The following is a 21137-nucleotide window of genomic DNA, read 5'->3' on the forward strand; positions in this document are numbered from 1 at the left end:
TTATTGGCAAACTCAGGTAGTCTTACTTGGTTGCTGCCCTGTGGTTTTTTGCTGATCTAAAGTAACTTGTTCAAGCACAGTAGACTGCTCACTCTTTTGAGTAAGTTGCTCCTCAGTTGTTACAGCAGGTTGATTACCCTGCCCAGTTTCATTAACTTTGGATCCTAAAATTTTACTAATACCATCAAGAATTTTCCCATCCCATCCTTCTTTTTTCTTTTCATCTCGTGAATGAGGGTTATATAAAGTACCTTTTTTGTCATTTGAAAAAAGAACCTCCACTCCCCCTTTTATGGCGAATATTGTACCAATAACGGCAGCAACTATCGCGAGTGTAGTAGGACCAAAAATTAATATTGAAGCAATGGAAAAAGAAATAGGAAGAAAAATCTTACGTAAGAATGCTGTTGCCATCTCTTCATCACTGAGTGGTGGTTCATCCTCTTCTTTTTTATCTTTACCTAAGAATGGTATTTTTTCTTTCACCCCATTCATAAAAGAGCTGGAAATATTTTTTGGGTCTATCTTTATTCCAAGCGGCCACCCAGCAAGCTTTATGAGTGAATCTTTAGCTTCTGTACCGCGTATATCAGCTACACATTCAGCTACTTCTTGCTTTATTTTGTCATTCTTTAAATTCTCTTCACTAGCTAAATTTTTTTCTCTAATTTTTTCAAATACGGAAAGTAAAAGCTGACAAAAGTTTTCTTCACTTAGTAACTTTATATCTTCTTGATTAATATTATTGAATATACCTTCATGATTTTTTGATATAAAAGTAAAAATTTTCTTTTCATTTCCATTCTGTAATCGCTCTAATCGTTCATCTAATGACTTCAGATCATCCTGTAATTCTTGTTTTTCTCGATCTGGAAGTTCTTCTTTCAATTTCTGTTCCTTCTTTTCTATTTCCTGTTTCGTTTGCTTTTTTAGATTTTCTAGAGTTTCTGGATTTTCTAAAGTATCTAGGAAAGCACGATAGATTAACTGGTGCTCCTCGTTTTTAAATTTAAAAACTTTCTCATCTTTGTTAGTTACCTGATTTGAAGGCTCCAAATTCTTTGTTTGTGGAGTTAATATTTTTGTCATAACTGAGTTACTCACATTTACTATACTTTAATTGTAGCATATTTTTCATATTAATTCAAATAATCTATACTCTTAGAATCCGCCATGTTTAAGTCATAATTAAGAGCCCAGTTGTCGCCAATTTTTATTTCTACTTCAAGTGGTATAGAAATTTCTATTGCATTTTCCATTACGTCTTTCATAAGTTTTGCTGTTTCTTGTACCTTTTCGTCTTCTACTTCAACCAGTAGTTCATCGTGAACTTGGAGGATTATTTTACCTACTTTTAACTGATCAAAAAGCTGAATCGTCGCACGTTTTATTATATCAGCAGCAGTTCCTTGCAGTGGTGCATTTATCGCTGCCCTTTCTGCAAATTGTCTTACATAAGGAATTGTATTGTTTATGTCTCTTACAAAGCATCTCCTGCCAAACAAAGTTTCTACATAACCATGCAATCTTGCGATAGACACTGCTTTTTCCATATAGGCCTTTATTTCTGGGTAACAGGAAAAATAGTAATTAATGTATTCAGCAGCTTCCGCAATGGTAATTCCAAGCCGTTTTGCAAGGCCAAACGGGCTGATTCCATATATAATTCCAAAATTAATGGATTTTGCTTTGCGTCTTAATTGCTCATCTATTTCTTGCACTCCAAAAACTTGCCTAGCGGTGATATCGTGAATATCTTGTCCGTTTGCAAAAGCTTCTTTAAATGCTGCAACGTTTGCAACGTGTGCCAGGAGCCTCAATTCTATTTGCGAATAGTCAGCAGAGATTATCTTGCACCCTTTTGGCACAATAAATGCTTGTCTGATAAGATTTCCCTCTTCGCTTCTGATAGGAATATTCTGTAAATTAGGATTGCTGGAGCTCAGCCTTCCAGTTGCAGTTGCAGTTATTGAAAAGCTTGTGTGTATTCTATCATCGAGCGGATCAACCTGTTTTATTAATGCATCAGTGTAGGTACTCTTCAATTTACTTGAATGTCGCCAACTTAAAATTTTACCTGCAATTTCTACCCCTTCTTCTTCGAGTGCCTCTAGAACTTCATAATTGGTGCTATACGATCCAGATTTTGACTTTTTCTTTTTATTAAGCCCCATTTTATTAAATAAAACATCACTTAATTGTTTTGGTGACGCAATGTTGAATTTCTCCCCTGCCAAATTATATATCTCACTTTCAAGTACAGCAATTACCTGCTGAAATTTATCGGACAGCTCCTGTAATTTTTGAATATTTAGCAATATTCCATTTTTCTCCATATTAAATATCACTTTCATAAGTGGCTTATCGAAGCGCTCGTAAATTGTGAACAATTTTTCCTGAAATAACCTTTGCTTTAGCTTTTCATGAATTGCTATTAAAGTTTTTGCCGAGAAAATTTCTGCATTTTCACTCAAATTATGCGCAACTATGTTTGGAATACTGTGATCATGTTTTCCTGTATCCAAGCTATACGACATTATCATCAAATCATCAACTGAATCTAGCATCTTCTCCACTGCAGGGAAGATTTTCCTCATCTCTTTAATGTTATGTATTATTTTAAGCACCCCATTTGAGAGTAAAGTTGAGTTGATTGTAATGAGTGCATTTTGTATGCTATCTTGCTCTATACAAAAAATATTACTTTCGCTATAAGATAGACTTAATACATTGTTTTCAAGGTGGTAATGAATTGCAATTTTGCCTTCATATCTACAATGCTCCAAAAATTTCTCTAACTCTTCACTACTATATTCTATTTTCTCTTTTGTGCTAGATCCATTATAGGAAAAAAGCTTTTCTATTTTACCTATTAAGGAATTGAATTCATACTTCTTTAAAAAGGATAATAGTTTTTCCATATTTGGAGGGCGAACTTCACATTTTGCAATATCATGTTGAAGGTCTACTTTTTCGCATAGTGATAAAAGTTCTCTTGAAATTAGCGCTTTTTCCTTATGTTCAGCAAGAATATTACGAATCCTCGTTTGCTCGATGTTATCAATGTTCTCTATAATATTATTCAATGAATCAAATTCATCTAGTAATTTAGCTGCAGTCTTCGGACCTATTCCCGGAACGCCTGGAATGTTGTCAGATGCATCACCAGTTAGAGAAAATAAATCAAGAAGCTTGTGTGAGTTTACACCAAATTTTTCTATTACTTGTTTTTCATCTATATATATATTTTTAATGGGGTCGAATATTAAAATATTGTGGTTCAAGAGTTGAAATAAATCTTTATCTGATGAAACGACTACCACTTTAAAGTCTTGGTGGTTGGCGTATTTTGCAGCTAGTGTTGCGATTATGTCATCTGCTTCATAACCTTCAATTTCTTCATAGCTGAGGTTAAAAGCTTCTACCGCTTCCCTCAGTATGGTGAACTGTGGAATTAGATCCTCAGGAGGCGTTACTCTGTTTGCTTTGTATTCAGGATATAAATTGTGCCTAAAATTCTTTTTTCCTGCATCAAGTGCTATAGTTAAGTAGTCCGAATGGGCAATGTACTTAAGAACCATATTCAGAAAGCCATATACACCACCTATTGGCATTCCTGTTGTGGTAATTAAGTGAGGTAGTACATAGTAAGCTCTGAAAAGAAAACCATAGCCATCGATGATTGTGAAAGTTTTTTCTTTCATTGTAGATATTTATGCGTGCTTTTGATGGTCCACTATTTAGCTGCGAAAATCAAGTTTTTGTTTTTCTGCTTTTGAGCATTGTAAGAGATTCTGCCGAAAATAGCATTCATGCATGGTTATACCAATTAGACTTCTTGCATAACCATATAACATTGGGAATAGAAACGAAAAAGCTACTTGACAAACTCCGCCAGCCCCCTTATCATGAAACTGAAGGTATTCAGTTATCTTCATCTGTGCAGATTAAACAGCAAGAAAACAACGTAGTTGGCGTCTTATTTTTAATTTTTTGCACTATATGCACCTTATGTCTTCACAACATTTCTAGGTTTTTGCCTATATAAGCTGAAACGCGCTTATAAGTCGTTTAAGACAGTATAGTACGCCAATTTGCAGGATTAGAGAGTGACAACTAGCTAACACGGGGTTTCTTTTGCCTTTTTTTCTGCTTAGTAAATTTCTTAAACATTTTAGCTAAGGTAAGTTGTATTTAAAAGCAGCTAAATTGCAGTGTTTAAGACTTAAAAAACGCCAATGTTTTTAAATAGATATTAATCGGGGCTTCTTTTGCCTTTTTTTTTATTTGGTAAATTTCTTAATATTTGTGGCTAAACGACAATCGTCATCCCGCTGCTTGTTAGCGGGATCTAGAGATACCGCGGCGGTATGACGGTTCGCGGTGGTATGACGGTCTGCGGCGGCATGACGGTTCGCGGTGGCATGACGGTTCGCGGTGGCATCTCGTCATCCCGCTACTTGTTAGCGGCTAAGAGATACCGCGGCGGTATGACGGTGTAGATGATGGTTAAGTAATTCGTCATCCCGCTACTTGTTAGCGGCTAAGAGATACCGCGGCGGTATGACGGTGTAGATGATGGTTAAGTAATTCGTCATCCCGCTGCTTGTTAGCGGGATCTAGAGATACCGCGGCGGTATGACGGTTCACGGCGGTATAGTAACTCGTCATCCCGCTACTTGTTAGCGGGATCTATGCTAAGAGATACCGCGAATGAATCGCGGTATGACGATGAATGAATCGCGGTATGACGGTTCGCGGTAGTATAGTATAGCTCTTCTCATAATAATCCAAACAAGTTAAGATATGGATTTATGGTAGTGGGGTTTGTATGCCAGCAGCGTATAGTTACGATTTAAGGAAAAAAGCAATGGAGGCATTGGATGAAGGAGAAAGTAGAGCAACTGTTGCAGAGAGATTTAAAATTGGAAAAACGACTCTATATGAGTGGCAGAAAAGGCGTAAGGAAACGGGAGATTTTCAGTCAAAAAAGCCTGGAAGCGTAGGATATAACCATAAAATTACTGACTGGAATGTTTTTACCAAATTTGCAAAAAACCATGGTGGCAAAACTCAGTCAGAGATGGCTAAACTCTGGGGTAATATCAGTCGACAAACGATTCACCGCGCACTTAAAAATATTGGATTTACAAGAAAAAAAGACCTACGGATATAAAGAAAGAAATGAAGGAAAGCGAGCTCAATTTTTAAAGGTTATAGCAACAAAACGTCATGAAAATCTTGTATATATTGATGAATCTGGAATAGATAATACAGAAGACTACCCATACGGATATTGCAGAAAAGGAGAGAGGTTTCATTCATTAAAATCAGGTAAAAAAACTCAGCGTGTCAGTATGATTGCAGCTCTAAATAAAAGGAAGATCATTGCTCCATTGACCTTTGAAGGATACTGCAATAAGGATGTTTTCGAGGCTTGGTTTGAGCAGTTTTTAACTCCAATTTTAAGGTCTGGCCAAACTGTAATTCTTGATAACGCTACATTCCATAAATCTAAAAAAATAGATAATCTTGCTAGAGGAGTTGGTGCTGAAATTCTTTATCTTCCTCCATATTCTCCAGACTTTAACGAAATTGAGCATAATTGGTTTGCTATAAAGAATAGAGCTAGAAAAAATATCCCTATTTTTAAGTCTTTCCGTCAAGCTGTTGATTCTGCTTTTTTATTCTGACTATTATGAGAAGAGCTATAACTCGTCATCCCGCTACTTGTTAGCAGGTGAGATACCGCGGCGGTATGACGGTTCGCGGTGGTATGACGATAACCTCGTCATCCTGCTACGTGTTAGCGGATGAGATACCGCGAATGAATCGCGGTATGACGGTCTGCGGCAGTATGAAGGTTCGCGGTGGCATCTCGTCATCCCGCTACTTGTTAGCGGGATCTAGAGATACCATGAATAAATCACGGTATGACGTGTTAGCTATACCTTTTTTCTACTTAGCTTGGGTTATACAAGAAGTCTAATGAAGTGAAAATAAATTTATTTACCAAAATAGAGTTGCCTTGGTCTACAGATCTTAGTTTCTTTATCATTTATCATTTCATACCACTGAGTAACCCAACCAGTGGTTCTTGCAAGTGCAAAAATAGGCGTGAACATATTTGAGGGAATATCGATAGCATTCATTATTATACCTGAGTAAAAATCAACATTTGGATATAACTTACGCACGATAAAATATTCATCCTTTAAAGCTATTTCTTCAAGTTTTTTTGCAATTTTGAGCAATTCATTATTTTGTTCTAGTTTACTTAGAACCTCATGACAAGCGTCTTTCAATATCCGCGCGCGCGGATCATAATTTTTATAAACACGATGTCCAAATCCCATCAATTTAAATGGATCTTTATCATCTTTAGCTTTTTCGATGAATTTATCTATATCTTCACTTTGCTCTATCTCTTTTAGCATATTTATAACTGCTTCATTAGCTCCACCATGTGCTGGTCCCCAAAGTGTAGCAACTCCTGCAGAGAGGCTTGCAAACAGATTAGAGCCAGCCGATCCCACCAATCTGACAGCCGCCGTAGAAGCATTCTGTTCATGATCAGCATGGAGAGTAAATATTTTATCCAGAGCTTTTGCAAAAAGGGCGCTTTTATCATTATCAACAGCATCGCCAAATATCATCTTTAAGAAATTTTCACTGTAACTTAATTCATTGTTAGCATTTATGAATTCCTGATTGTTGATATGCCTATAAATCATTGCAACAATTGCAGGAACTTGTGCTATTGCAGAAATTCCAAAATCTAAATCTTCACCATTGACATTGTTGCTATGTGTTTCATGGTAAGATGCTGACAAATTTGCAAAACATGCAACTAAAATCGACATAGGGTGAGCAGTTTTTGGAAATGCTTTGATTACATTTGTAACTTGCTCTGATACTTTGGATGATTCTTGTATTTTGAGAAGAAATTTTTTGTGTTGCTCTGAACTGGGTAGTTCACCATAGAGTAATAAATAAATCACAGCAGTAAAACTATTATTCTCTGCCAAATCAGCTATATCATGTCCCCTATATTTAAGAACTCCTTCATCTCCATCAATAAATGTAATCGAAGAAGAACATGAAGCTGTGGAAACAAACCCCGGATCATAAGTGAATAATCCTGTCGTCTTATATAAATCCTTGATATTTAACACGTCAGGACCTATTGTTCCACTTAATATGGGTAGCTCAATTTTTAATCCATTACTTAGTTCTAATAGCACTTTTTTATCCATCACTTAAGCTACTTAAATTTTATACAGAATATACAAACTGAAGAGTATATATTAATACAGTTAACTTTACATTAACCGTATTAAGCGGTCATCAATGCTTTTACTTTTGCATTTAAGCGACTTATTTTACGCGCAGCAGTATTCCTATGAATAACACCTTTATTCACACACTTGTGTAAATTAGATTCAGCATTCCGAAATGCCAGAACAACATTTTCTTTGTCGCCAGACTTGATTATATCAACCAATTTTCTAATAGCGGTGCGAGTTTTACTTTTCCGCATCTTATTTATTAAAGTGCGCTTTGCTATTACCTTTATCATTTTTTTAGCACTCTTATGATTTGCCATATATTAATACCTAAAATACTGTACTTTTTTTTTAATTATAAAGTTTTTTTGTTAATTTGCAATATCAGTTTTTTCTATGGTTAATCTACTGCTTCTCTCTTCAATAATTTTTTCTAAACTTTGCAAGAATTCATTTTTGTTTAACCCAGGATATATTGGGGGCAATATTTCTATTACTGCCTTTCCGGGATTCTTTCTCAGAGAAAGTATGCTTTTTGGCCAAAACAAACCAGTGTTTAAAGCAACCGGTAACACAGGAACAGATAATACGCTATATAAAGCAGCAATACCTGGTTGATATTTTATATTTTGGTTTATAGTCGTTCTTGTACCTTCAGGAAATATTATTATGCTTCTATTTTCTTTTATACGCATTTTTGCTAGTTTAATTATATGGCGTATAGAACTGATACCATCTGAACGGTTAATAAAAATCATTTTCAGCGCTATAAGATGTAAACCAATGAATGGAATCCATTTCAATTCACGTTTTAAAATAAAAACCGCTTTTCTAAATAGTAGTATAAAAATAAATGTTTCAAATGGAGATTGGTGTTTAGATGCAATGATAAAAGGTTGCTTAGGAATGTTTTCCATTCCCCTCACTTCATATTTAATGCCACATAATAAACGCAGCATGAATAATACAACTCTCACCGAACAGACGAGGAAAATGGTTATTACATACTCAGGAAAGAAAATTACAGGGAGAGCAATTAAAGTATAGAATACTTCCCATAATATAAGGAAGAAATTAAACAATAAACTTGAAATCACAAACTCACATAAACTTATTTGAATTTAACTTTACTACAAATTAAAAGCAATAAGTTTAATTATTGATCATCTGAGTAATAGGATGCGAATCAGCTAATTTGTCCTTTAACTTTTCGTTAGCAATATGAGTATATATTTGTGTTGTAGAAAGGTTAGTATGGCCAAGAACTTTCTGTATCAACACAATATTTGCTCCGCTATCCAGTAGATGGGTAGCAAAAGAATGCCTAATCACGTGTGGAGAGATCTTATTTTCATCAATATTGCATTTTCTTGCTAACTCCTTCATTAATTGACCGACCCTCTGCCTTGTAATTGGTTTATTAGGTTTATTACCTGGGAATAGCCAATCGGATTCCTTTTCGTTAGGGATCAGATTGTCACGAACTGATAAATAATTTCTAAGGCTCTGCAATGCTTGTTCATTAAAAAGAATTTGCCTCTCTCTACCACTTTTTCCTTTTATTATTATATAGCATTCTTTGTTATTACTGTTTATTAAATGTGACACTTCACATAACTTCATATCAATTAGTTCAGAAACACGCATTCCAGAAGAGTAAAGGATATCTAAAATCGCACATAGCCTTTTACTGCTTATCTCTTTATTCGATTCGCTTGCTGATTTTCTCACTGCGTCCATTAGCAAAAATATTTCTTCGACACTTAAATACTTAGGCAAAGGACGAGAAACTTTTGGATTCTTTAATTCAGCATCATTAGCCGGTGCTGGATTAAAATCTATTATTCCGTCATTAAATAGACACTTATAGAAATTTTTCATAGCGGATATTTTTCTTGATATAGAGCTACTTTTATATTTTTTTTGTGTACATAGATATTTCACATAATCTTTAATATTGGTTTTGTTTACGCCAACCAAGGTAGTGCCGCTTTCTAATAAAAATTCTTCAAACTGGTGTAAATCCGAACGATAACTTTCCAGAGTATTTTGTGTAGCGGACCTCTCTGAAGCCAAAGCATCTATGTAATATGTTATGTAAAGATTTTCTTTTTTATTTTGCGACTGTTTATTTTTCATTATCAGCTCCTATATTTATTTCTTTGGCTATAATTTGATTGGAAGTGTTTCCTATGTGTCTTATGAGAAAATATGAGACAAATAAGGCATTTATCAATAGAGTGAACATCACAAACCTTTGCTTTAACCTTTTTTTTAAATTTAATCTTACTCTTATCATAGTTAAATTATAACGTCAAATCTATAAAAAACACCTTATAAAGTGAGCTCTACTATAAATATAGAATACTTCTTAGCTGTATCTATCTATATTTATTATAACATAACATTTATTATAATTCTAACATGGACAGATAGAGATTTCAATTACGTTAGTGTTATGGGTGTTAATAAATTTTTAATATATACAATGAGTACTTTACAAAAGAAGAAATCAAATGGCATCTTTTTTAAATAAAGTGCTAATAAAAGGAACGGTCACATTTGACCCTATAGATTCATTATCTATCTTCTCTATAATTTTATCAATGCTATAGAAAGAACGTTCTATTCTTGCTAAAATATAATTAATCACTTTTAAATCAATTTTTAACTGTTTATCTGAAAATCGTTTTATTAGCATGATTCTTAATAATTCTTCGCTTGCAGGCAAAATTTTTACGCTGATAGTTGATAATATTCGAGAACTTAAATCTCTTAGTTTGAAGTTAAGTTTTTTTGGCGAAATTGAAGAAGTGATTAGCAGCTTCTTATCATTTTCTTTCATGTAATTGTAACAATGTAATAACATTTCTTCATCTTTAATGTTTTGTACGTCTTCTAAAATAAAAGCATCGCTATACCTAATCTCGCTTACAAAGTTATTCACATTGATAAAAATTGCATCGTTTATTGACTGCCAAATATGAGCAAGATGAGTTTTACCAGAGCTTTTAGGTCCAAAAAGAATGAGAGATTTCCAAGATAAATCCTCAATTACTGAATTATATATGTGCTTATTTTCATCTAAGATGATGTAATTTTGCCGACTATAATCAGCTTGATTGTTGTTAAATAAATTTAATTGCACATTAAACCTCTTACGTAACCTCTTTCTGGTAGTAATTTTTGCGCAGAAATTTACTTACGCTCCTCAAATATCTCAGGTATTCTGGGCTCATTTCTCCTCTTACCATAAATTGATTATGCAAAAGGTCTGTTAGCCGTTTTTATAAAGCTCACTTTTAAAATATTTATTGATTGCATATTCTACTGATACATTGAACATTGCTATTATTGGAATAAAAAGTAATATACCTGTAAATCCAAAATATGAAGCGCATATAGTAATTCCCAGAATAATTACAGTTGGATGTATATGAACTTTTTTTCCTATTAATAAAGGAACTAATATGTTTGAATCTATTAATTGTCCAACACCAAATAATAGCAAAACGGCAGCACTTTCAAACCATTCACTAAATTGAGTAATAGCGCTCAAAAACCCAATAATGGTATATAATAATGGTCCTACGTAAGGTATGAACGTTAATATTCCTGATAAAATTCCAATAACAATAGAGTGTTTCAATCCGATTATGCTCAGGCTCACAGAGTAAAAGACCATCATGACAATACATACATTTACCTGCCCCTTTAGATAATTAGATATGATGAAATCCACTTTGGAAAAATAATTTGCAACTTTTTCTCTATAAGAAACAGGAATTAATTTATTAGCTTTTTCTATAATTAAAGGCCAATCACGTAATATATAGAAAAACACTACAGGAGTAATCACCATTAATGATACCGTGTGAATCAAGCTAAAGCTTGAACTTAACACTTGGATTATAAAGTTACTAGCAATATCAAGAGCATTTATGAAATAAGATACATAGTCGCTGTAATTTTCTGCTAGATTTTTAGATAAGTGATCAAATAAGCTATCCTCGATTTTTATATTAAGAAATTCTGATACAGAGGGGATTACTTTAAGTTTTAATGAAGGCACTTTACTCACTAAGAAATTTAATATTGAAGTAATTTGAACATATATAATAGGTAAAACAAATGTTATAACTAGTATAAAAGCTATTAATAAAACAAGTATTATAAAAATTACAGAACATGAACGCGGTATTCTATACTTTTCAAACTTGACTACTAGCGGATTAAACAAATATGCAATAACAATAGACATTAAACATGGAAAAATCATAGGACGCATCAGGAATAACATCCCTATTATAAAAAGCAGTATAAAACAAATAGTTATATGACGTTTTTGCATGCGTTTAGCATAGTCAATTTACTGAAAAATATACAGTTTATTGTAAATACTATCTATTCATTGTTTTATCAATTTTATTAAGTATTAGGTCAATCAAATTTTCACCCAATTCCCAACTAGATAAAACTCCGTTATGTGGATCATCTTCATACCTTTTCGAATTAACAATCTTGATCAATTTTCTACGTAGCAATACATCATTTTCTATTGCGTGCGCCAATTGTGCAGGTTGTGGTATTAAGTAATCTCTTTTGCTATTAATAACTATTATTGGCATATTCAATTTTCCCTCATCTCGCAACTTTCGTATATCGTTCACTAAATCAAAATCTAGATCTAAAGCCTTTAGCAATTTTTTAAAAATGGATGAGGGCAACATACTTAAAATTTTTGCTTGAGGGATCGGAAAATGCCCTATTGCTGTATGAAAAGAGCTGAAAGTGCTAGTAAAAATAACACTTCCAAGTTTAACGTTTTCGTCTGCAAAGTGCTTCAAAACTGCCGATGCAACTGCTCCTCCAAAGGAATGGCCAAAAAGTATAATGTTTTCAGGCCTCACACCCTTGTCCATTAATTCATTGATTTCTTCTATCGAGGGCTTAAGCAAACTTTGATCTCTATTTATAAAGGGAATAATAATAAGCATTACGGATAAAAAAATGCAAGTTAGAGCAGCTAAGCTTGCTAAACCAACTACTCCAGCTGTTATGGGGCTTATAAGTAGTAATATTGCAATGGGCGCTGATACAGATGCCACGAGGAACAAAAAGCTAACTGCAGCATAAGTTATGTAGTTTTGGAATATAGCCGGATATTTATGTGTATGAGAAATAGCTTTTAGCCTATTTCTGCCACATAAATGCTGTAAGCATTGTTGAGCATTTTTATGATTATCCCCTATTCCATGAAAGAATATAAGGTGTATCTCATTTTCTTTATTACACTTAGTAATGTGCATTCTAGCATCGTATTATATCTTATAAGATAATACACTCTTTTTTTAAAACTGTAAATAACTTGTTACTATACACTTACGCTGAAAATGATAAATATGCACACTAACAGACTTAAGAAATACAAAATAGCAGCATTAATAGTTGCAGCAGGAGTAGGCAGTAGATGCAGTAACACAATTCCTAAGCAGTATACAAAACTTGCAGGTAAATCTGTTTTATTTCATGCAATTAAAAGATTTCTGGCTAACCAATATATAGATTACATAAGAATAGCAATTAATAGAGACCATGAAAGTTTTTATAGGGAAGCAATGGATCTCTTATCCAACCATTATTTAAGTGAAAAATCAGCAGTACACTCCTTCCAGCGCGTGACGCTGGAATCTAGAAAAAAAGAAAGTATGGATCCAAGTAGTCAAGCTACTTGGATGACAGGAGGTGTAGATACTAAATTACTAAGTCCAATATATGGAGGAGAAAACAGGCAAAATTCAGTTAAACTAGGGCTTGAAAGCTTACAAAAAATTAACCCAGATTTTGTAGTTATACACGATGCTTGTAGGCCTTTTGTGTCAGATGTTCTGATAGATAACTTGGCTCAGTCCATGATTAATGATCAATATACAGGAGTAGTACCAGCAATAGAAGTCGAAGACACTATGTCATTGGTGGGTAATAATTTCGTTGAATCTACGATTTCAAGAGGAAAACTCAGAGCCATACAAACTCCTCAAATTTTTAATTTCAAAGAATTATTATCGTGCCATCAATCAGACAAAGAATTTACTGACGATTCATCACTAATGGTAGAGCACAAAAAACATGTTGCGATTATTAAAGGTGAGAAAAGCAATTTTAAGTTAACCACAAAAGAGGATATCAATATGGCAAAGCTTCTCTTTGAAGAGCCAAAATTTCGTGTCGGAACTGGTTATGATATACATAAGTTCATTAAAGTTCAAAATGGTGCTGAGAGCTTTATAAAAATTTGCGGTGTGAAAATTGAACACAACATGGCAATAGAAGCGCACTCTGATGGTGATGTTGCAATACATGCAATCGTTGATGCAATACTCGGAGCACTGGGATGTGGCGACATAGGAGAGCACTTTCCTCCTAGTTCCTCTGAATGGAAAGATTGCAATTCATCTCACTTTCTTGACTTTGCTGCTAAAAAAGCAAAGGAAAAAGGGTACAGCGTGTCTAATTTAGATATTACTATAGTTTGTGAGGAGCCTAAAATATCGCCTTACAAAGTAGAAATGAAGAAATTCATATCAAAAGCATTAGAGATTGATGATGAATTCGTAAATGTCAAAGCAACCACTGCAGAAAAATTAGGTTCTCTTGGAAGAAATGAAGGAATAGCAGCATATGCTTCTGTGTTATTGCATACAAACTTTTATTGGGAATAGAAACGAAAAAACTTCCTTGACAAACTCCGCCAACCCCTTATCATGAAACTGAAGGTATTCAGTTATCTTCATCTGTGCAGATTAAACAGCAAGAAAACAACGTAGTTGGCGTCTTATTTTTAATTTTTTGCACTATGTGCACCTTATGTCTTCACAACATTTCTGGGTTTTTACCTATATAAGCTGAAACGCGCTTATAAGTCGTTTAAGACAGTATAGTACGCCAATTTGCAGGATTAGAGAGTGACAACTAGCTAACACGGGATTTCTTTTGCCTTTTTTTCTGCTTAGTAAATTTCTTAAACATTTAAACTAAGGTGAGTTGCATTTAAAAGCAGCTAAATTGCAGTGTTTAAGACTTAAAAAACGCCATACTTGAAAGTATAATGTAAGTAATTAGCCAACCACGGGGCTTCTTTTGCCTTTTTTTTCATTTGGTAAATTTCTTAAATATTTATAGCTTATATCTAAAATAATACCTTGTATCTTTTTTCTGTTTAGGTTATGCAAGAACCCATGCTTGACACTTGGATTTAGTGCAGCTACCCTAAATTGGAATTGCTATTCTTGGCTGAAAGGAACACATTTTTAGAATAATGAAAACAATCAGCACTTTAATTCAAGAAGGATCGGAGTTATTATCGTCACATAAAGTTGAATCACCACATTTAGATTGTGAAATCATCATTCAGCACGTACTTGGAGTGGAAAGATCATTCATAATTATGAACCATGCTGATCAAGTGCCGATGGAGAAAGAACTTTTATTTTGGAAATTAACAAAAAAAAGAGCGGAAAGATATCCAATATCGCAAATAATAGGTAATCGTGAATTCTGGAGTAAAAATTTTATAGTTAACCAGCATGTTTTGGATCCAAGACCAGATAGTGAAACAATAATCCTAGCAGTGTTAAAATATTACCCAAATAAAAAGCAGAGACTAAAAATTGCAGATTTTGGTACAGGCACAGGTTGTTTATTGATATCCGTACTTAGTGAGTATGAAAATGCCGTTGGGATCGGTTTTGAAAAAAGCTTGGAAGCATACAAAGTTGCCTATCAGAACACAAAGAAACATAATCTTCTCAGCAGAGCCAAAATATTTCCAAGCTCATGGACAGAGTGCAGAGGTTCATTCGATCTTATAATCAGTAATCCTCCATATATTAAAAGAAGCAAATTGAAAGACCTGCAAGCCGAAGTGCAAAAGGAACCAAGAATTGCTCTTGATGGTGGAATTGATGGTTTAAACTGTTACTTGAGTATTTTTTCAATATTAAGGAGGTGTATTAAAAAAAATGGGTTTGCGATATTGGAGATAGGTGAAGATCAAAATGATATTGACAAAATAATACCCTCATACAAATTAGCTTTTCAGGAATATGTACATGATTTGGCAGGAATGAAGAGGTGCATTGTTGTGCAAAAAACATAGCTAATGTTTTCTTGTATTATCTCCTTCATCCCATATTATCCTATGTCATTCCAGTACCCTCTACCTCGTCATCCCAGTGCGTGACACTGGGATCTATATTTAACTAGATCCTATGGTCAAGCCATAGGATGACAGGAACGGTTTTATGCATTTTTTAAAAGGGCAACATGTTTAAGCTTTGCTGGCAAAGTGGAAAGTAAGGCCAGCCTCTATGCCGTGTGTATGAAAAAAGCCATTCTGTATGGTAGTAGATACTTGATTATCACCTGTTTGTTCAACCATTTTACCTTTTGGCTTACCTGCGCCATTATTAAAATTGGGATCCCACTTTGAGGTTTCTAGTTTGAACTCACTGCTACCAATAGCACCAAAACCTCTATATCCAATATGCATATTTACATCTTCGTTTATGCGATAATCAAGGCCAGCTTTTAATTGACCTGCGGGTCTTATTGACGATTTTTCAAACATTTTCATTCTTGTTGCACCGACTCCAATACCAACGTAAGGAGAAAAAGAGAAACGGTCACTTTTCCAATGATGATAAACATTTGCCATTAAAGACGCGTTTTCTATCTGGTCATGATTGACTATTGCTCCATATCTCTCTTCTGGGTTAGCTTTATCCTTTATGTAGGATATTGTTATCTGGCTGCTTGCTAAACCAATATTATCCACTTTTACAGAAGAATACATTCCTTCCAATTCAGCTCTGTAGCTATTGCCATTCAATTCCCCTGTATAACCAAGTGCCACATTTGCAGCAAAAGGTGGATTATAATCTCCTTTATACTTACTTAGTGATTGACCTTCTGTATTCTGAGCACTCCTGTCATTTACAGATACATTATTGGCAGCTGTAGCAGCAGTATCTCCAATTTTTGCTTTCAACTCACCCATGTAATTTAAATATTGACCGTAATACCCACTGCCAAAGTAAAACCCTTCTGTTTCACTTGCAAAAGATTGTTGTGACAACAGCAAAGCAAGTGCTGTAACCGCTAATGTTTTTTTACTAATCATTACTACTCCCCTAGTTAAAATAGCTAATCTAATACTAATTAATTAAAAATGGCTTAATATGAAAAACCTAATTATTTGCATAACTTGCACTTTTCTGAGCTAAAAATAGGCAAAGTTAACCTTTATTTTTGATCATTTTTTAATTTATCGTCAATATCCTCATCTTCAAATTCATCCTCCTCGTCTTCGTCATCAAACCCATCATCGCTCCTCTCGTCATCAAACCCGTCATCATCATCTTCAAACTTATCGTCAATATCTTCATCATCAATATCTTCGTCTGCAAATTCATCTGATTCATCATACACTGCATCCTCTGTTTTAGTTTCAGCAGGATAATCAGCAGCGCTAGGCCCCTCAAGAGCATTATTCCCCTCGTTATTAACCTTATCTTTGCTCGCAGCAGCAGAAAGAACTTTGTTTGGGTCATATGGTTCTTGTGTAGGCACACGAGTTTGCTTGAGCAGTCTTTTTGTGAAGGTGCTATCACTATAGTACAAAATTTTCTTTGATTTAATTGGGTAAGTTGACTCTATTAAAATTATCTGATCGTCGCGTGGCAACATAATAACTTCTTGAGGCAATAGCAATGCCCTCTGTGTTTCAGAGATATGCAACGACCTTGAAGCAGGATTTAAATCTAAAAATTTAGGCTTATTCAACGATTCTTGTTGTACAGTTTTGTTTCCTATAAGTTGCGATATTAAATTAGCTGTTTCAATATTATTGGCTGCAAAAGTTATTCTGTAAGTCGAGTTTGACAAAAAGGAGTTCATTCCTGCTTCTTCGTATATTCCTTTGAGCTGCTCAGTATCTTGAATAATTAAGAATAACCTAACTCGATAACCACGAAAATATGCAATACCTGTTTGAAATTGCTCCATTTTTCCAAGTGTAGGAAACTCATCCATTAAAAACAATACGCCATAAGGCTCGTCATCCGATGGCAATTTTCTACATAAAAACTCAGTTGCCTGTTGGTAAAAAACCTGCATTAAAGGCCTGAGCCTAGTCAAGTTGTCAGGAGTTAAACCAACATAAACTGTAGTTTTCTTCTTTTTAAAATCTAAAATATTAAAATCACTTGACGCAGTTGCAGTATCAATCAATGGGTTTGCCCACAATTCAAGCGATGAGTTCATAGTTGATACAACACCCGACCTTTCTTTATCAGCTTTTTGTAAAAAAGCTGCAATATTCATATATGCTACAGGGTGTAGTATTTTACCCATTGTATCAAGAGCAACAGCAAGATTATAAACTACGTCATCACTACGCATCGTACGCACAACTTCACCAAAAGATTTAACTTTCTCTGGTGCAGCAAGTAAGTATAATACCACTCCAACAAATAAGCTTCTTGCTTCATTTTGCCAAAAGTCTTGTTCAGGCATGATGAGGTTAGCTATTTTTTGCACATCGTCAACCATCTGCCCAGGTTTTTTACTAATCCATTGTAATGGATTGTAACAGTGACTTATTCCATCTGGCTGCGCTGGATTCCATACGTATACTTTTTGTCCTTGTCGTTCTCGCCAACCACTTGTTATTTCATAGTTTTCTAATTTTATGTCGTGTACAATTACCGAGTCAGTCCAAAATAATAAATTAGGAATTACAAAGCCAACACCCTTACCAGAACCTGTAGGTGCAAATAACAATGCATGCTGAAACCCATCAGCAATAAAGTATCCTCTTTTATCTTTACCAAGCAATAATCCCTTTTTGCTTCTTAATCCTGCTTTTCGTATGTCTTTCTCTGATGCCCACTGCGAGTCTCCATGAAGTGATTCTTTCTTTTTAAATGGTCGCCACTCAATTATCCTTTCTCTTAAATTCCATAAGATAATCATTAAAACAACAATAGGCATTGTAGAAGATAGAATTAATTTTAATTTGAGCTCAAGGCTATATAACTCTGGGTGGTGCCAACAATATTGTATATGATCAAAAATCGTTGGCCAAAGAGCTTGAGGGAAAGGCGTCAAACTAGGATTAATTGCCTTAAAATCCACAGCATCCGGACCGTCAACTAATAGAAAGAACAATATACCAGATAGATAGAAGCAAAACTCAAGTACGCTAAAAGCTACTACACCTCCTATGAGAATATTACGTAGGTGATTTCCATTACTCATAAACTACTCTTTTTTAACTTATGTATAAATTTAAGCATTTTCGCTTGCAGATCTAGTAAATAATATCTCAGAAATGCTTCTTTTGCCCCCACCGGTTCTTTTTAGCTGAATAACAATATCAATCACATTTCTAATGTATGGTATAATTTGGTCTGGAGGAATGCCAAGATTTGCCTGCATAACCATCAATTTTATTTGCTCAAGGGCCATTGTTGGACTATCCGCATGAAGGGTTGATATTGATCCAGGGTGACCAGTATTTATCGCCCTAAGAAAACTAAAAGCTTCCGCTCCACGGAGCTCACCAACTATTATTCTGTCTGGCCTTAAACGTAAGCACGCCTCTATCAAATCTTGAGTGGTTACTTTTGCTCTGCCCTGCCCTCCTTTGGAGGCAATCAGATGCACTCTATTTGGATGATCGTTCAAAACGATTTCCCTTGCATCCTCAACAGTAATAATTCTTTCCTCAGTTGGAATAGCACGCAAAGTAGCATTAGTAAAAGTAGTCTTACCAGTGGAAGTTCCACCGCTAATTATAATATTTTTCTTACTTATTACAGCGTATTCTAAAAACTCTTTTATTTTTTTTTGCCTTAACAGTAAATCCAAATGACGGTCAACTGGATTATCAGTTGCTTCTGTAACAGTTTCAGAAAAAGCCCCCATTTTTTCGTAATCATCGAGTGCTAATTGCATGCTAGAAGGCTTACGAATCGACATGACTACTTTATCAGGTTCACATGCTGGTGGAAATACTATCTGTATACGATAACCATTTGGTAATGTTGCCGAAAGTAAAGGTGCTTCTTCGCTAAGTTTTTGTTCTGTAGCTTGAGCAATCAGTCTGCCAAGAGATTTCAAATGGTTAAGATCGAATACTTCTAATTTTTCACACCTTATTTCACCGCGATTTTCAATCCATACTTCCTTTGGCTTATTTATTGATATTTCATTTACGCCTTCTTCTTGAAATATGCCTTGTAATGGCTCCAAATATGTATCAAGTGCAGCATAATTCATTTCATTGATTTAATATTGCCTGTGGAGGAAATACTATATCTTGGTTAACAAATACTTTCAACGCGGTGCCTTGATCAACATAAATAGTTGGTTTTTTATCTGTGTATCTGCCTACTATATCCCGCATATCTTTAGAAAAATCCTCGATTGATTTCCCGATTGCTTTATCATAAACAGACTTGCTTCTTTTCTGAGTTTGCCTCAACAGTTGACGTACATCGTCTAAAGTTATACCGATATTGTCACTAGTAATTGCATCAACTCCACTAGCTCCAGAACTTTTTATCACACTTACTATTTCTTCCTTTATTATTCTCAGTAAATCCTGATCACTTTTAGCATTCCGAATTTTTTCAATAGCCCTAAGACCCAATTTCCATTTTTCGTCTCCTACCCTCCCAACTTCAGTTTTTATAGCATCCTCCAATCTCTCAACAATAGCCCCTTTGAGAGAAGAGATATCTATTTCAGTTGCAGTGATGGATCTCACCGCATCCATAGCAGTTAGCGTATCAATAAGATTAGAGGCCTTTTGCCCTATAACAGCCGAACCAATTGAAACACCAGCAAGTGCCACTGAAGAGAATAATGCACTTACTATTTTATTATCAACTATTCCAGCTATTCCTGCTCTGCCAAGTTCATCCGTACCAAGTGATGAAATAGCAATATCTATTCCATGAGGAAGAATGACCCTACTCCAGTTTATATTTACACGAGCTCTTGCGACATTCGAGTCAAATGAATAACTGCCTATCAATCTTGAGCCTTTAGGTATTAAAACTGTATCACCAGTTTCTGCATAAACATCTCTACTCACCATAGCACGCAGCATTCCTTGCAGATCAGAGTTTATTGCAGTTTCAAGAACAGCATCAATAATTTTACCTTGAGTAACCATTAAACCAAGCTTTCCTACTCTGGTAGCTTTGCTCGATTGTGCTGAAGTGTCAGATAAAATAGCATCAGCAGCCTTATTCTCTCCACCATCACTTGAAATTGTTAACATTTGTGCACTACGTCTGTCTCTAGGATAACCGCTACCCCCTATTGTAGGAAACGAGGTAGGTAAATTGCCCATAACATTACTAGAAGGAAAATTTTGCTTTGGCAAAATAGGTATATTTGACACAGGAGTTTCTTTTGGTTTCTCTTCTTCTTTTCTAATTTGTTTTATTTCTGGTATGATTGGTGGTGTAGGAAGAGGAGGTAAGGGTGGTAAGGGATCAGTTATTATTCTTTCAGGAACCATTACATTATCTGGAACTTGTTCCAACTTTCCCTTCAATTCTTGAACATTTTGCTTTGTTTCCTCTTTTTTAATAACTTCTGAACCCTCTTTATGAGAAGGACTAAAATAGAGATAATACACTCCACCAACCAGAAGCACTAAAATAATGACCATCAATGCCCTATGACCTTGATTAGAGCCAACTGTTACTACCTTGTTCTCTATTTCTGATTCATCTTCTGAATTGTTACGCCTTTCTTTATTCATATTGCATATAC

The 21137-nt window shown here is 34.7% G+C and carries 17 protein-coding genes; 3 read left to right on the plus strand and 14 right to left on the minus strand.

The genetic code is table 11. The annotated features are described in order from the left end of the window. Nucleotides 1-12: 12 nt before the first annotated feature. Genes ACFZP3_RS06095 through ACFZP3_RS06105 form a run of 3 tightly spaced genes read right to left on the minus strand, consistent with a single transcriptional unit; the run spans nt 13 to nt 3938 of the window. Nucleotides 13-1080: a hypothetical protein gene (locus tag ACFZP3_RS06095; protein WP_406719585.1), complete on the minus strand. Its 1068-nt coding sequence runs from the start codon at nt 1078-1080 to the stop codon at nt 13-15. A 59-nt stretch (nt 1081-1139) separates the two neighbouring features. Continuing rightward, nucleotides 1140-3704 carry a DNA polymerase I gene (polA, locus tag ACFZP3_RS06100; protein WP_264687966.1) on the minus strand — a complete coding sequence of 855 codons (2565 nt, stop codon included), beginning with the start codon at nt 3702-3704 and terminating at the stop codon, nt 1140-1142. A gap of 36 nt (nt 3705-3740) precedes the next feature. Next, nucleotides 3741-3938: a hypothetical protein gene (locus ACFZP3_RS06105; protein WP_386087046.1), complete on the minus strand. Its 198-nt coding sequence runs from the start codon at nt 3936-3938 to the stop codon at nt 3741-3743. 893 nt (nt 3939-4831) lie between these two features. Here ACFZP3_RS06105 and ACFZP3_RS06110 point away from each other — a divergent pair. Then, nucleotides 4832-5693 (plus strand): IS630 family transposase gene (locus ACFZP3_RS06110; protein WP_386086489.1). Its coding sequence is split into 2 segments (ribosomal slippage): nt 4832-5157 and nt 5156-5693, totalling 864 coding nucleotides; the frame shifts between segments, so codons are not numbered across the junction. Nucleotides 5694-6005: 312 nt separating this feature from the next. Here the strand turns inward: ACFZP3_RS06110 and ACFZP3_RS06115 are convergent. From ACFZP3_RS06115 to ACFZP3_RS06145, 7 genes are all read right to left on the minus strand, one after another. After that, complete coding sequence (locus ACFZP3_RS06115; protein WP_386087047.1) at nt 6006-7256, minus strand: citrate synthase; 1251 nt, start codon at nt 7254-7256, stop codon at nt 6006-6008. Between the two features lie 80 nt (nt 7257-7336). Beyond that, on the minus strand, nt 7337-7606 hold the full coding sequence (gene rpsT, locus ACFZP3_RS06120; protein ID WP_006279236.1) for a 30S ribosomal protein S20: 270 nt from the start codon (nt 7604-7606) through the stop codon (nt 7337-7339). A 51-nt stretch (nt 7607-7657) separates the two neighbouring features. After that, nucleotides 7658-8383, minus strand: a complete 726-nt coding sequence (locus ACFZP3_RS06125) for a lysophospholipid acyltransferase family protein (RefSeq protein WP_319604560.1) — start codon at nt 8381-8383, stop codon at nt 7658-7660. Nucleotides 8384-8438: 55 nt separating this feature from the next. Then, nucleotides 8439-9425, minus strand: a complete 987-nt coding sequence (locus ACFZP3_RS06130; RefSeq protein ID WP_386087048.1) for a tyrosine recombinase — start codon at nt 9423-9425, stop codon at nt 8439-8441. A gap of 373 nt (nt 9426-9798) precedes the next feature. Next, entirely contained in the window at nt 9799-10434 is a 636-nt protein-coding gene (locus ACFZP3_RS06135; protein WP_253309351.1) for a DnaA ATPase domain-containing protein, read from the minus strand. Between the two features lie 129 nt (nt 10435-10563). Next, a complete protein-coding gene (locus tag ACFZP3_RS06140) occupies nt 10564-11637 on the minus strand; it encodes an AI-2E family transporter (protein WP_386087049.1) in 1074 nt (357 codons plus the stop codon). Between the two features lie 49 nt (nt 11638-11686). Continuing rightward, nucleotides 11687-12595 carry an alpha/beta hydrolase gene (locus ACFZP3_RS06145; RefSeq protein ID WP_386087050.1) on the minus strand — a complete coding sequence of 303 codons (909 nt, stop codon included), beginning with the start codon at nt 12593-12595 and terminating at the stop codon, nt 11687-11689. A gap of 84 nt (nt 12596-12679) precedes the next feature. Here ACFZP3_RS06145 and ispF point away from each other — a divergent pair, with 84 nt between their 5' ends. Beyond that, a complete protein-coding gene (gene ispF, locus ACFZP3_RS06150; RefSeq protein ID WP_253309354.1) occupies nt 12680-14008 on the plus strand; it encodes a 2-C-methyl-D-erythritol 2,4-cyclodiphosphate synthase in 1329 nt (442 codons plus the stop codon). Nucleotides 14009-14604: 596 nt separating this feature from the next. Then, on the plus strand, nt 14605-15444 hold the full coding sequence (gene prmC, locus ACFZP3_RS06155; protein ID WP_386087051.1) for a peptide chain release factor N(5)-glutamine methyltransferase: 840 nt from the start codon (nt 14605-14607) through the stop codon (nt 15442-15444). A gap of 171 nt (nt 15445-15615) precedes the next feature. On the opposite strand, the gene ACFZP3_RS06160 is transcribed toward prmC, so the two are convergent. The 4 genes from ACFZP3_RS06160 to ACFZP3_RS06175 all read right to left on the minus strand — a co-directional run bounded on the left by ACFZP3_RS06160 (nt 15616) and on the right by ACFZP3_RS06175 (nt 21126). Further along, the gene (locus ACFZP3_RS06160; RefSeq protein WP_253309356.1) at nt 15616-16467 is read right to left on the minus strand and encodes a P44/Msp2 family outer membrane protein; all 852 of its coding nucleotides are present in this window, start codon (nt 16465-16467) and stop codon (nt 15616-15618) included. Between the two features lie 122 nt (nt 16468-16589). Further along, a complete protein-coding gene (locus tag ACFZP3_RS06165) occupies nt 16590-18605 on the minus strand; it encodes a type IV secretory system conjugative DNA transfer family protein (protein ID WP_386087052.1) in 2016 nt (671 codons plus the stop codon). Nucleotides 18606-18635: 30 nt separating this feature from the next. Continuing rightward, nucleotides 18636-19628, minus strand: a complete 993-nt coding sequence (virB11, locus tag ACFZP3_RS06170) for a P-type DNA transfer ATPase VirB11 (protein WP_253309358.1) — start codon at nt 19626-19628, stop codon at nt 18636-18638. 1 nt (nt 19629) lies between these two features. After that, the gene (locus ACFZP3_RS06175; protein WP_253309359.1) at nt 19630-21126 is read right to left on the minus strand and encodes a TrbI/VirB10 family protein; all 1497 of its coding nucleotides are present in this window, start codon (nt 21124-21126) and stop codon (nt 19630-19632) included. Nucleotides 21127-21137: the final 11 nt, after the last annotated feature.

Source organism: Wolbachia endosymbiont (group A) of Norellia spinipes (genome assembly GCF_964273535.1).

Excerpts from the sequence above, each read along its gene's own strand:
- ACFZP3_RS06105 (WP_386087046.1), bottom strand. The coding sequence starts at position 3,938 with ATGAAGATAACTGAATACCTTCAGTTTCATGATAAGGGGGCTGGCGGA.
- ACFZP3_RS06130 (WP_386087048.1), bottom strand. The coding sequence starts at position 9,425 with ATGAAAAATAAACAGTCGCAAAATAAAAAAGAAAATCTTTACATAACA.
- ACFZP3_RS06115 (WP_386087047.1), bottom strand. The coding sequence starts at position 7,256 with ATGGATAAAAAAGTGCTATTAGAACTAAGTAATGGATTAAAAATTGAG.
- virB11 (WP_253309358.1), bottom strand. The coding sequence starts at position 19,628 with ATGAATTATGCTGCACTTGATACATATTTGGAGCCATTACAAGGCATA.
- ACFZP3_RS06175 (WP_253309359.1), bottom strand. The coding sequence starts at position 21,126 with ATGAATAAAGAAAGGCGTAACAATTCAGAAGATGAATCAGAAATAGAG.
- polA (WP_264687966.1), bottom strand. The coding sequence starts at position 3,704 with ATGAAAGAAAAAACTTTCACAATCATCGATGGCTATGGTTTTCTTTTC.
- ACFZP3_RS06140 (WP_386087049.1), bottom strand. The coding sequence starts at position 11,637 with ATGCAAAAACGTCATATAACTATTTGTTTTATACTGCTTTTTATAATA.
- ACFZP3_RS06145 (WP_386087050.1), bottom strand. The coding sequence starts at position 12,595 with ATGCACATTACTAAGTGTAATAAAGAAAATGAGATACACCTTATATTC.
- prmC (WP_386087051.1), top strand. The coding sequence starts at position 14,605 with ATGAAAACAATCAGCACTTTAATTCAAGAAGGATCGGAGTTATTATCG.
- ACFZP3_RS06160 (WP_253309356.1), bottom strand. The coding sequence starts at position 16,467 with ATGATTAGTAAAAAAACATTAGCGGTTACAGCACTTGCTTTGCTGTTG.
- ispF (WP_253309354.1), top strand. The coding sequence starts at position 12,680 with ATGATAAATATGCACACTAACAGACTTAAGAAATACAAAATAGCAGCA.
- rpsT (WP_006279236.1), bottom strand. The coding sequence starts at position 7,606 with ATGGCAAATCATAAGAGTGCTAAAAAAATGATAAAGGTAATAGCAAAG.
- ACFZP3_RS06165 (WP_386087052.1), bottom strand. The coding sequence starts at position 18,605 with ATGAGTAATGGAAATCACCTACGTAATATTCTCATAGGAGGTGTAGTA.